Source organism: Pedobacter sp., from assembly GCF_035566355.1.
Taxonomy (GTDB): domain Bacteria; phylum Bacteroidota; class Bacteroidia; order Sphingobacteriales; family Sphingobacteriaceae; genus Pedobacter.
Genome location: NZ_DATMRL010000089.1, coordinates 1 through 13342 on the forward strand (window position 1 = coordinate 1; position 13342 = coordinate 13342).

9 protein-coding genes and 1 pseudogene are annotated in these 13342 nt (G+C 41.7%); 6 read left to right on the forward strand and 4 right to left on the reverse strand.

Features of this window, described 5'->3' with window-relative positions; translation table 11 throughout:
- The 3 genes from VNZ46_RS03400 to VNZ46_RS03410 form a co-directional block, all read left to right on the forward strand.
- On the forward strand, positions 1-526 hold a 526-nt coding region (locus VNZ46_RS03400; protein ID WP_325558684.1), incomplete at its 5' end, for a TolC family protein.
- The gene (locus VNZ46_RS03405; protein ID WP_199076243.1) at positions 523-1584 is read left to right on the forward strand and encodes an efflux RND transporter periplasmic adaptor subunit; all 1062 of its coding nucleotides are present in this window, start codon (positions 523-525) and stop codon (positions 1582-1584) included. The genes VNZ46_RS03400 and VNZ46_RS03405, both read left to right, overlap by 4 nt.
- A 7-nt stretch (positions 1585-1591) precedes the next feature.
- Positions 1592-4777: an efflux RND transporter permease subunit gene (locus VNZ46_RS03410; protein ID WP_325558685.1), complete on the forward strand. Its 3186-nt coding sequence runs from the start codon at positions 1592-1594 to the stop codon at positions 4775-4777.
- A gap of 69 nt (positions 4778-4846) precedes the next feature.
- Here VNZ46_RS03410 and lpdA read toward each other — a convergent pair whose 3' ends face one another.
- The 3 genes from lpdA to VNZ46_RS03425 are packed head-to-tail and all read right to left on the reverse strand — an operon-like array spanning position 4847 to position 8438.
- Positions 4847-6280 carry a dihydrolipoyl dehydrogenase gene (lpdA, locus tag VNZ46_RS03415; RefSeq protein ID WP_304622343.1) on the reverse strand — a complete coding sequence of 478 codons (1434 nt, stop codon included), beginning with the start codon at positions 6278-6280 and terminating at the stop codon, positions 4847-4849.
- Positions 6281-6326: 46 nt separating this feature from the next.
- Positions 6327-7997, reverse strand: coding sequence for an ArnT family glycosyltransferase (locus VNZ46_RS03420; protein ID WP_325558686.1), 1671 nt, complete (start codon positions 7995-7997; stop codon positions 6327-6329).
- A 9-nt stretch (positions 7998-8006) separates the two neighbouring features.
- On the reverse strand, positions 8007-8438 hold the full coding sequence (locus VNZ46_RS03425; protein WP_325558687.1) for a GtrA family protein: 432 nt from the start codon (positions 8436-8438) through the stop codon (positions 8007-8009).
- 180 nt (positions 8439-8618) lie between these two features.
- Here VNZ46_RS03425 and VNZ46_RS03430 point away from each other — a divergent pair, with 180 nt between their 5' ends.
- From VNZ46_RS03430 to VNZ46_RS03440, 3 genes are read left to right on the forward strand one after another with little or no spacing between them, the layout of a single operon-like run.
- On the forward strand, positions 8619-10496 hold the full coding sequence (locus tag VNZ46_RS03430) for a CocE/NonD family hydrolase (protein WP_325558689.1): 1878 nt from the start codon (positions 8619-8621) through the stop codon (positions 10494-10496).
- 11 nt (positions 10497-10507) lie between these two features.
- The gene (locus VNZ46_RS03435; protein WP_325558690.1) at positions 10508-12166 is read left to right on the forward strand and encodes a M1 family metallopeptidase; all 1659 of its coding nucleotides are present in this window, start codon (positions 10508-10510) and stop codon (positions 12164-12166) included.
- Between the two features lie 56 nt (positions 12167-12222).
- Positions 12223-12951: a head GIN domain-containing protein gene (locus VNZ46_RS03440; protein WP_325558691.1), complete on the forward strand. Its 729-nt coding sequence runs from the start codon at positions 12223-12225 to the stop codon at positions 12949-12951.
- A 65-nt stretch (positions 12952-13016) separates the two neighbouring features.
- On the opposite strand, the pseudogene VNZ46_RS03445 reads toward VNZ46_RS03440, so the two are convergent.
- A pseudogene (locus VNZ46_RS03445) lies at positions 13017-13342 on the reverse strand (hypothetical protein); the annotation flags it as partial.

The following is a 13342-nucleotide window of genomic DNA, read 5'->3' on the forward strand; positions in this document are numbered from 1 at the left end:
ACTGCAACGCAAAGCTTATGTTTCGGAATACTATCCAAGCTTAGCTTTAACAGGAAACTATACCTATTCTAGCCAGAGCGGCGGATTCGATTTCCTAAGCTCCGGCAGCGCGTCCATCGGCTATGGCGCATCAGCTGTAGGTCTGACGCTGAAAGTACCGATCTTTAATGGGTTCTTAACCCGTTCGAAAATCCGCCAGGCAGATGTGGATATCAGAAAAGCAAAAGAAGACAGGCGTGAATCCGTAAATTCTTTGAATATGGCCTATGAGAATGCAAAAATTCAACTCAGGAACAGCATAACGACGATTAATTCCCAAAAACAAAATACTGAACTGGCGAATGAAATCTATAAAAGCACCCAAAACAATTACAACAACGGCTTAGCGACCTTAACTGACTTATTGGATACAGAAACTGCATTAACTGAAGCTCAGAACAGCTATAACCAGGCATTATTAAATTATAAAATTGCCGAAATACAATTAATAAAATCAAACGGAAATATAAAATCACTATTAAAATGAAAAGAGGAATTATTGTAGCTATTGTACTTATAATTGCTATTGGGGCAATAGCCTACGTATTGAAAAACAATAAGCAAAAAAATGAAGCAGTAACCACTTTTATTGCTCAGGGTAGTGGTGCCGTCAGTGTTCGTGTTGCCACTGTAAAAAAAGACACAGTGAACCTGGACTTTACCGCAAACGGTACTTTTGTTCCTTTTGCAGAATTGAATCTGCTGAATGAAAATGCAGGCCGGGTAACCAGGATCAATGTTCAGGAAGGTGACCATGTTACCAAAGGCCAGGTATTGGCACGGATTGATGCTGAAATTTTGAATACAGATAAAGAAACCGCAGAAGCAACGCTGCAAAATGCTTTAAAAGATGAAGCTCGCTACAGCAGTTCATTTAAAACCGGCGGTGTTACTCAACAGCAGCTGGACCAGGCAAAACTTGCTGTAGAAAACGCAAGATTAAGATTACAGGCCTCACAAAGAAAGGTGAGCGACGCCAATATCAAATCTCCCATCAATGGTGTTGTAAACAAAAAATATATTGAAGTAGGTGCTTTTGTAAATGCACAAGGCACTCAATTGTTTGAGTTGGTTGATGTGTCTAAGCTTAAATTAAAAGTGAACGCAAATGAAAGTCAGGTTGCAAATCTGAAACTTGGAAACCTTGTAAAAATCAAATCCAATGTTTTCCCTACAGATACCTACACTGGAAAGATCACCTTTATTGCTGCCAAAGCAGACAATTCATTGAACTTCCCTGTAGAAATCCTCGTAGAAAATAACAAAACCAATACCATCAAAGCCGGAATGTACGGAACTGCGATCTTTCAGTTCCCTAAACAAGCGCCCACTATTACCATCCCGAGAACTGCTTTTGTTGGCAGTGTAAGCAGTAACCAGATTTTTGTTCTGGAGGACGGAAAAGCCAAATTGCGCAAAGTCATTGCCGGAAGAATCCTGGGTGACAATGTTGAAATACTTGAAGGATTAAAAGAAGGAGAAATTGCCATCACCAGCGGACAGATCAATCTGTCAGACGGCACTCCAGTGACCACTGTAAAATAACTATAAGATGAAGATTACTGAAATTTCAATAAAGCGTCCTACCCTCGTTATTGTGGTCTTTACCGCATTAACGCTGATGGGCTTGCTGAGCTACTTTTCTTTGGGATATGAGTTATTGCCTAAGTTTTCGAACAACACAATCTCTATCTCTACCATATATCCCGGCGCCTCGCCAAATGAGGTAGAAAATACGGTGACCAAAAAAATTGAGGATGCGGTTTCTTCTTTAGAGAACATCAAAAAGCTAAACGCAGTCTCTTTTGAAGGCCTTTCGACGGTTACCATTACGCTCACAGATAAAGCAAATATCGATTTGTCTTTAAATGATGCACAACGTAAAGTAAATGCCATCCTGGCAAATTTACCCACGGATGTAAAGCCACCTTCTTTAAACAAATTCTCTCTCGACGACTTGCCCGTCATCACCATGTCGGCATCAGCCAGTATGGATGACGCTACTTTCTATGATTTGATGGACAAACGTATTGCCCCTATCCTTTCCAGGGTAAACGGCGTTGCCCAGGTCAATCTGGTTGGTGGTCAGGAACGTGAAATTCAAGTAGGACTGGACGCTGATAAAATTCAGGGATATGGCTTATCTGTACCTCAAATACAACAGGCCATCCTGACTTCAAATCTAGATTTCCCTACAGGAAGCGTAAAAACTACTAAACAGGAAATCCTCATCCGTTTATCTGGTAAATACAAAAATGTTGATGAGCTTAGAAATCTGGTTGTTGCCACCAGCAAAGCCGGCGCACAGATTAGGTTAAAAGATATTGGTGATGTACAGGATGCACAAAAAGACGTTAAAAAGATTGCCCGTATTGACAGAAAAGGTGCAATCGCTGTGCAGATCATCAAACAAACCGACGCCAATGCGGTAGAGGTTAGTAAGCAAATGCACAAAGTGATCCAAACCTTACAGCAGGACTACGCGAATAATAAACTCAACATTAAAATTGTAAACGACAGTTCTATTTTCACACTGGAGTCCGCCGATGCGGTAATTCACGATTTAATACTCGCGATTATTCTCGTTGCTTTTGTCATGCTTTTCTTCCTGCACAGCATCAGGAACGCACTGATCGTAATGGTATCTATTCCTGTTTCCTTAATCGCAACCTTTATTGGAATCAGTCTATTTGGTTATACCCTCAACCTGATGTCCTTATTAGGCTTATCACTGGTGGTTGGTATCCTTGTCGATGATGCCATTGTGGTATTGGAAAACATTTACAGACACATGGAGATGGGTAAAAATAAGGTTCGTGCTGCTTTTGACGCAACCAAAGAGATCGGCTTTACCGTTGTATCTATTACCTTTGTAATCGTGGTGGTGTTCTTTCCAATCACCGTGAGTACCGGTCTGGTATCCAATATCCTGCGCCAATTCTGTGTGGTCGTTATTATTGCCACCTTACTCTCTCTTGTTGCGTCCTTTACCATTGTACCTTTGCTATCATCGAGATTCGGTAAACTCGAAAAAATAGAAGGAAAAAATATTTTCGGCCGCTTCATTTTATGGTTCGAAAAACAACTCAATACTTTTACCCACTGGATCACTGGCATCCTGACCTGGACTTTGAAGCATAAAGCCATCACCATCATTGGTGTATTCGTTTTGCTCTTCAGCTCCTGCGGTTTAACAATAGGCGGTTTTATTGGAACAGAGTTCTTTCCTAAAAGTGATAAAGGAGAATTCCTTGTTCAGATAGAACTTCCAAAAGATGCTTCTATTGAAGCCACCAACCGGATTACTCAAAAAGCAGAAGAATTTCTATCGAAAAAACCTGAAATTGTACAAACCATCACTACCGTAGGCCAGGCCAGCGGAGACTTTGGAAGCGCCCAGGCAACTGCGTATAAATCAGAGATTGACGTCATGCTGGTAGACCGCTCAAAACGTAAAGATCCCTCCAATATATATGCTACTAAAATCAGCAGGGAGCTATCTCACTACCTGGTTGGCGCGAAAGTAAAAACTGTTCCGATCAGTATTCTTGGTATTGCTGAAAATGCACCAATCCAGCTCGTGGTCATGGGTCCGGATCTGGAAAGTGCCATGAAATATGCGGAGGGCGCTAAAGAGGTCCTTGCCGGAATTAAAGGATCTGCCGAGTTAAAACTATCCGTAGAGAAAGGAAGTCCGGAGATTAATGTTCAGGTAGACCGTGATAAAATGGCTGCTTTGGGATTAACTCTGCAAACGGTAGGTTCTACCATGCAAACCGCATTTAGTGGAAATACAGACGGCAAGTTCCGTCAGGGAGAATATGAGTACGATATTAATATCCGTTATCAGACTTTCAACCGTAAAAATATAGATGATGTAAGGAACCTGATCTTTATCAACAGCGCAGGAGAACAGATTAAACTTTCTCAATTTGCAGATATTAAGGAAGGTTCGGGTCCAAGTCAGCTGGAACGAAGAGACAAGAGTACTTCTGTAACCGTACAGGCACAGTCTATCGGAAGACCAACGGGTACTATTGTTACTGATTTCCAAAATAAACTGGATGAACTTGAGAAGAACGGAAAGCTTAAAAAACCACTAGGTGTAAGTTACAAATGGGGTGGTGATCAGGAAAATCAAAGTGAAGGTTTTGGTACCTTAGGTATTGCCTTGCTGGCCTCCATCATCCTGGTATACCTCATCATGGTCGCCTTATATGACAGTTTTATTTATCCGCTGGTGGTTATGTTTTCTATACCGCTTTCGGTTATCGGAGCCCTGCTGGCACTGGCATTAGCCAATCAGTCGCTGGGTATTTTCACCATCCTCGGTCTGATCATGCTGATTGGTCTGGTTGCCAAGAATGCGATCATCCTGGTCGATTTCACCAACCAAATGAAAGCGGAAGGAAAATCTACTCATGAAGCCCTGATCCTGGCCAATCATGCCCGTTTAAGGCCAATCCTGATGACCACCATTGCGATGGTGATCGGTATGCTTCCAATTGCCCTGGCCAGTGGTGCCGGTGCCGAATGGAAAAATGGCCTGGCCTGGGTAATCATCGGTGGTTTAACCAGTTCATTATTCCTTACACTCATTGTAGTACCAGTAATGTACCAGGTATTTGACAACCTGCTGGAGCGTTTAGGTATGAACAAAAAAGGTAAGACCATGGAAGAACTCATGATTGAACCTTACACCCATAAAGATGTAAAAGAATACGACCTGGAACACTAAAATCCAGGTCATAAAAAATCCCCCGTAATTGAATTGCGGGGGATTTTTTATTTATAATAAGTTTCAGGATTAAATATGGATAGCCCTGTTGTCAGTAGCCGCCATAGCTGCTTCTTTAAGCGCTTCTGTATAAGTAGGGTGTGCATGGCAAATCCTCGCAATATCTTCTGCAGACGCACGGAATTCCATCGCAACAACCGCCTCGGCAATCATATCAGCAGCACGTGGCCCGATCATATGAACGCCTAAGATCTCGTCAGTTTTCGCATCAGCCAGCACTTTAACGAAACCATCTGTATCCATACTTGCTTTGGCACGTCCACTCGCTTTGAAAGGGAAAGAACCCGCCTTATACTGAATACCTTTTTCTTTAAGCTGCTCTTCGGTATAACCAACAGAAGCAACTTCCGGCCAGGTGTAAACCACACCAGGGATCAGGTTGTAATTAATGTGTGGTTTTTGTCCAGCTAAACGCTCTGCCACATAAACCCCTTCATCTTCGGCTTTGTGAGCAAGCATGGCTCCTTTAATCACATCACCAATCGCATATACACCAGGTACACTCGTTTCCAAATGCTCATTTACCGGAATCTTATTTCCACGTTCTTCGGTTTGAATTCCAATATTTTCCAAACCTAGACCAGCAGTATAAGCCACACGGCCTACAGCAACAATACAATAATCTGCTTCCAGTTTAACTTGTTCCCCTTTCGCGTTATCTGCAGTTACCGTAACCGTTTTTCCTTTAGCCGTTGCACCAGTCACTTTATGATTGGTATAGAACTCCATACCCAGAGATTTTTTAAGCACACGCTGCAGTTCTTTTCCAAGTCCGGCATCCATAGTGCCAATAATAGAAGGCATAAATTCTACTACAGAAACCTTTGTACCCAAACGCGCATATACAGAACCCAGCTCCAAGCCAATCACACCGCCACCAATCACAACCATTGTTTTTGGAACTTCGGTAAGGTTCAGGGCTTCGGTTGAAGTAATGATCCTTTTTTTATCTATTTTAATAAACGGTAAAGCCGTTGGTTTAGAACCTGAAGCGATGATCACATTTTTAGCTGTAATATTTTCAGAAGAACCATCTGCTTTAGTTATTTTAATGGTGTTTTTATCCACAAAAGATCCCACACCTTCAAAAGCATCAATTTTATTTTTTTTGAACAGGTAAGTTATACCTGCCGTATTTTGTGCAACAACATCATTCTTACGGGCAATCATCTGTGGCATGTTCACCTTCAGGTCCTTCAGGTCTATTCCGTGGGTACCAAAGGTATGTGCCGCATTATGAAAGTGCTCCGAAGAATCCAGCAAGGCTTTTGAAGGAATACAGCCTACATTAAGGCAAGTTCCACCAAAAGTTTTATACTTTTCTATAACTGCGGTTTTTAAGCCAAGCTGGGCACATCTGATGGCCCCAACATAACCACCAGGACCAGAACCAATAACAACTACATCGTATTGCATATAATCTAAAGTTTTTTTATTAAACAAAGGTAATCATTCGATCACAAATCCCACACCAGAGCAAACTTATTCTCTATTTTATGAGCAACAGCTGACTCTCTCCCAGCACCTCATCCCTGGTATGGTAATTTAAAAATTTTCCTTTCAGTTTGGTAATATGATAGCCTTTAAAACTTTTCAATACCTGCCCTTTAATACCGGCACTTTCCAATGCAGGAAGCATTTCTGCATCTACGTACAGCAAATAAGGTTTTGGAGGTAGCTTATTGTTTTCCCCCACGCGATAATGAGAGATCTCCTGATGGGTATAAAAATCTATTGAATAAGCCAGCCCGTTCAATACCTTTACAACCGGCAAATGACTATTGTTATTTTTGTTGATCCAAAAAGCAGCCTCACTATCCGGTTGATATTTCAGCAGTTGTGGGTAAAATGCCAGATTGAAATAGAACTGAACAAAAAATGCCACTGCTGCTGCCTGAAACCAAATCTTATGATGGACTTCCTTTTTATTGAAAGTCACCATACAAAGCACGATAACAGCAAACAGCAAACATAAGGCAAAGAAGATGGAAAGATCCCCGGGATGAAAATAAAACTGCAGGGCTGCTATTGCAACCATCATAAGCAACAGAATAGTCTGCTGCATCACTTTTATCCGCTTATATACTTTTCCCGGTTCGAGGTTCAAAATATAGACTGCCGTGATTATGGAAAAAAAAGGAAAAATAATGGTGATATAAAAAGGAAGTTGAAATTTGGATGCCGAAAAGATCAGGAAAGTAAGTCCAGCGCCACACAGACTAAACCATTCTGTTTCACGTACTTTTTTCGCCCCTCTTCTGATGTATTGAACAACAGCAATATAAAACAGAAAAGACCAGGGCAAATAAGCCCATAAGGTGGTATGCAGGAAAAAAGTAGGATCCCCGGCCGATTTCTTTATGGGCCCGTTGTTAAAGAAACGCCCAAACTGACTGTCCCAGAAGAAAAACCGAAGTCCTGAAACGCCATGTTTTCCGAAAACCAATTTTTCCGGATGCAAGTCAAACTGCCTGTACAGACACCATAATTCGGGCGATATGAAAATCAGGATTAATACTCCGGCAAGCAACCAGCGCCAGTTAAAAAGCAGCGTCCATTGTCTGGTCAGCAACAGATGGCCCACTATGGCTCCCCCCACCGGTATTAAAGCAAAGATCCCCTTGGTCATCACCGCACAGGCTGCAAATAATGCCCCTAAAATGACTGGAAGCAACCAACCTTGACGCAACCCTTTATAAAAATAGTAAACAGAAGCCATAATGAAACCCGTCAGATACGGTTCTGCCCTGACGTCCATATTAGAGATGACCGTATGCTGTGCTGTCAATAAAATCAATGCAGCCCAAAGTCCTGTCTCTTTGTTATAAAGATCCTTTGCAAACTTATAGGTATACCATACCCCCATCAGCAGGATCAAAACGCCCGGAAGCTTATAAGCCCAGGTCGTAAAACCAAAAAGTTTAAATGATAATGTGGCAGCCCAAAACGGCAAATGAGGTTTATCCAACCAATCACGTCCTTCAGCAAACAAGTCTGAAAAGTTATTATTTACCGTCATCGTTTTGGCAATGGAAGCGTACAATGCCCCATCCGGCCCCATAATGGTCACAAATAATCCACTCAAGTTCACTACAACAGCTATAGCAATAAATGCATACAACCATTTGATTCTTTGATCCGTTAAAGATGATTCTGTCATATCCGATAATTATTGTTTTGAACTTCTGAACACAAAGAAATAGTTTGCACTGAAATTCCAGAAAAAAACCAGTATGATCGCCATCATCTTACTGATGTAAAAGTTAATCGTGAACACATGATTAAACAGGTAAATAAAGCAGGAATTGAACATCAGACCGATGAGTGATACGGTAATAAAAGCAGCCATTTGTTTTCCAATTTCATCCTTATTCCTGAAGGTCCAAAGCCGATTGATAAAATAATTGCAGATGACCGCCGTCGTAAACCCAATTGCATTGGCCAGAAACTTATTGATATGCACCACATCCTTAAAAAACCAGGTTAAAGAGAAGTCAATCACCAGCCCGCACGCTCCCGTTATTCCAAATTTAATAAAGGATAAAAAACGAGGGGGTATTAAAGATAAAATGTAAGAGAAACTGAATTTTTGTTCCGACATGTGTTCCCGTTTGCCTATTATTGCCTAAAGGTACAATCATTTTTTAAGTACAGGAACCAAAATTCACCGGTGTTTATGTTCTTTTTGCGTTCAAGAACTCACAAGGTCGGTTCATCCCACTTTGTGGTTTGAAAAATCATGATGGTTTTGTAGGTTTATATCCTTAATCCTAATTTTATCATGGCCAGATTAAAATCCCTCTACTTTGCTGTGTTCCTTATTTTTACAGCCACCTCACTCTCCGCGCAACAAGCAGATTCTGCTTATGTACGCGAAAACTACACCAAAATAGAACGCCTCATTCCAATGCGTGACGGTGTAAAACTATTTACAGCAATTTATATCCCGAAAGAAAAAGGAAGAAAGTTCCCATTTTTAATCAACAGGACACCTTATACAGTTTCACCTTATGGGGAAGACAAATACAAAACCTCACTGGGTCCAACGTCTCTATTTCTTAAAGAAGGATTTATATTTGTTTACCAGGACGTCCGCGGAAAATGGATGAGTGAAGGCGATTATGTCGATATCCGGCCCCAGATTGCCAATAAAAAAAGTAAAAAAGATATCGATGAAAGTTCGGACACTTACGATACCATCGACTGGCTGCTCAAAAATATTCCAAACAACAATGGAAAGGCTGGAATTTATGGAATCTCTTATCCAGGCTTTTACTCGACCACATCTCTTCCCAACGCGCATCCCGCCTTGAAGGCCGTATCCCCTCAGGCGCCTGTTACAGACTGGTTCCGCGGAGATGACTTTCACCATAACGGCGTTTTATTTCTTGCTGATGCTTTTAGCTTTTATTCAGGATTTGGCGTACCTCGTCCAAAACCAATCACACCAGATAAAGGTCCAAAAGGATTCGAATTCCCCATTAAAGACAACTACCGTTTTTTCCTGAGCATAGGCGCACTTAAAAACGTAAAAGAAAAATATTTTGGGGATACCATTAAATTTTGGAACGACCTGATGGCCCATGGCACCTATGACAGCTTCTGGAAAGAAAGAAATATCCTGCCTCATCTCACCAACGTCAAACCTGCCGTTCTGGTTGTAGGAGGCTTTTTCGACGCTGAAGATGCATTTGGCGCTATCCATACTTACGAAGCTATTGAAAAGCAAAACCCTTCTGCAAAAAACAATCTGGTTATGGGCCCATGGTTCCATGGCGGCTGGGTAAGAAGTTCCGGCCAAAGCTTTGGAGATATTTCCTTTGGACAACCCACCAGCATCTGGTACCAGCAAAATGTAGAATTTCCTTTCTTCATGCAATACCTGAAAGATACCGCCCCAGCTCAGTTGGCTGAAGCAACCATATTTGTAACCGGAAGCAATGAGTGGAAAAAATTCAACACCTGGCCTCCAAAAGATATTGAAAACAAAACACTTTACTTTCAGTCGAATGGAAAATTAAGTTTCACAAAACCAGGAACATCAAACAATTTTGACGAATACGAGAGTGATCCAAATACCCCTGTTCCCTATCAAGCCGGCATACAAGAACACAGAACAAGGGAATATATGATCGATGATCAAAGATTTGCAGCACGCAGACCAGACGTAAAAGTGTATCAGACTGATGAACTTCAGGAAGACGTCACCTTAGCTGGCCCTTTAACTGCAGATTTGCAGGTATCCACTACAGGAACTGATGCAGATTATGTTGTAAAATTAATTGATGTATACCCTGAAAACGCAGAAAACCCAAGCCCAAATCCAAAAGGACTGATTATGGGTGGTTACCAGATGCTGGTGAGAGGTGAAATTATGCGTGGCAAGTTCCGCAACAGCTTTGAAAAACCAGAACCCTTCCAGCCCGGGAAAGTTACTGAAGTAAAATACAGCCTTGTAGATGTGGCCCATACCTTCAAAAAAGGACACCGCATTATGATACAGGTGCAGAACTCCTGGTTTCCTATTGCAGACCGCAACCCTCAAAAATTTTTAGACATCTATACGGCCGATGACAAAGATTTCCAAAAAGCAACCCATCGTATTTACCACGATGCAGACCATGCATCAGGTCTGAATGTGACTGTTCTAAAACCATAACAGCTGTACAAATGAGAAATACATCATTAAGTCTGTTTATACTTCTATTTCTTGGGCTGGGTTTACAAGCACAGCCCCTTCATCAGAAGGCAGCATTCAACCGCGCAGATACGCTGAGGGGAACATTAACATCCCTTAGAACATGCTATGACCTCACTTACTATCATCTGGATGTGCTTATCGACATCGATCAGAAAAGTATCTCAGGAAGCAACGAGTTTGTTTTCAACGCTACTCAGGATTTCAAACGCCTGCAATTTGACTTGTTTTCCAATCTAAAAGTAGAAAAAGTCATCTATCAGAACCAGGAACTCCCTTTTACGCGGGAGTTCAATGCCGTATTCGTCACATTCCCCAAAACCATTCGAAAAGGCAGTAAAGATCGTTTTACCGTATTCTATTCAGGTCATCCGATTGTAGCCAGAAATGCACCATGGGATGGAGGATTCATTTTCGCCAAAGACAAATCCGGTAAGCCATGGGTATCAGTAGCCTGCCAGGGGCTTGGTGCAAGTTGCTGGTGGCCTAATAAAGACCACCAGAGTGATGAAGTAGACAGTATGCTGGTGAGCATCCGGGTTCCAGAAGGACTAAAAGAAGTCTCCAACGGCCGTTTAAGGAGCATTCAGAAACAAGCAGACGGAACCGTCAAATTCAACTGGTTCATCAGCAACCCCATCAATAACTACAACGTGACTTTCTATATCGGAGATTATGCCCACTGGACAGATGAATATCAGGGAGAAAACGGAAAATTAACCTTGGATTACTGGGCCTTAAGACAGGACAGCGCACAAGCAAAACCCCACTGGGACCAGGATGTCAAACCCATGCTTCAATGCTTTGAACACTGGTTTGGACCATACCCTTTTTACAGCGATGGCTATAAACTGGTAGAAGCTCCGCATCTTGGCATGGAGCACCAGAGTGCTGTAGCCTATGGAAATCAATTTAAAATGGGCTACCTGGGCAAAGATCTTTCCGGTACAGGCTGGGGGTTAAAATTTGATTTTATTACGGTTCATGAAAGCGGACATGAATGGTTTGGCAACAACATTACCTCCAAAGACATTGCCGATATGTGGATCCATGAAAGCTTTACAAATTACTCGGAAGCGCTGTTCACCGAATGCAAAAATGGGAAAGCCGCCGGTGAAGACTATGTGATCGGGATACGGCACAATATTGCCAATGATATTCCTATTATTGGCAGCTATGGAGTCAATAAGGAAGGATCAGGCGACATGTACTATAAAGGTGCCAATATGGTCCATATAATCCGTCAGCTGATCGGGAATGATGAAAAATTCAGAGCCATCCTTCGCGGCCTCAATAAAACATTTTATCATAAAACCGTAACTACAGCAGAGGTAGAAAACTTTATCGCGGAACAAAGTGGTCTTAAACTGCAAAAGATCTTTGACCAGTACCTCAGACATGCGACCATTCCTGAATTGGAATATAGAATTAATGGAAAGCAATTAAGCTACAGATGGAAAGCGGAGGTAAAAGACTTTGACATGCCTGTAAAAGTCACGCTCACACCAGATAGCTATACCTATATCTATCCAACCAGCAATTGGAAAACAGCAGAAATTGACCCTTCCATAAAGGATGAGACCTTTAAAGCTGATCCAAATTTTTATATCAACATGAAATTTTCCAAATAATTTAAAATTGCTGCAACATTCTGAAGAAAATAGGGTCTTATTAAAAAACCTTGCATATGAACACATCAGTTAAACTTATTTTATTTGCATTGCTTTCTGTATCTACCCTTGCAGATGCCGCTGAAAGCCATCATAACAAACCTTTCCACGCAGTTAGACAGGACCAACAAGTCCGCAACTTCAACGGTGTAGCTATAGGTGGTTCTATTAAAGCCATCATTAAGATCGGTTCGGAAGAAAGTATCCGCTTTGAAGGCGACCAGGAGGCTATATCTAAACTTAAAGTCGAAGTAAAGGACGGGATCCTCAGTGTAAAGCCAGACAATAAATGGAATGACTGGGGCAAAAAATTTGGTAATACAAAAATTATCGCCTACATCACAGCAAAACGAATCAGCTCTTTAACTATGGGTGGATCGGGAAGCATTCAAATGGAAAGTCCACTAAACACTACGGAATTGAGTACCACCATAGGTGGCTCAGGTTCTATCACAGCCAAAGTTTCCCTTAAAAAATTAACTTCGGTCATCGGAGGATCAGGCAATATACAGATTGAAGGCAAAACCGACGAATTCAATGTAACTATCGGGGGCTCAGGTTCTGTCAGAGGAAAAGAACTTTCTGCAGAAAAAGTTTCCGCCAGAATCAGTGGATCAGGGACAGTTTATGTAACAGCCAACAAAAACATCAACGCTGTAATCTCCGGCTCGGGCACTGTACATTATAGCGGAAATGCTTCTGTAGAGAAAACAGTGGTTGGATCTGGAGGGGTTAGAAAAGACTAAAATACAAGCCATAAAAAAAATCCCCTTCCGAAAAGAAGGGGATTTTTTTATGGCTCATCAGAGGATTAGAACTGATACCCCAGAACAAGGTAATTTTCCACATATTTTATCTTTTGACTCGCGCTATCATATTCATTTCTTCCTGTGGTATGGATCTTTGTTAAATTGATCCATCCCACCTTGGTACTGTTTTGCAGAAACAATCCTTTGGTCAAAAAGAATTTAAATCCCAGCTTAGCAGAAACACCATAACCAGCAAGGTTCCAATAGTTATTTTCTCCAACATTAAACAGGTAGACCTCACTTCTTGGGATTACAGCACCTACACCCAGTCCTGTTTCCATAGTCAGAGAAGTCTGCTGAGAACGGGGTACCCAGATATCATCATGTC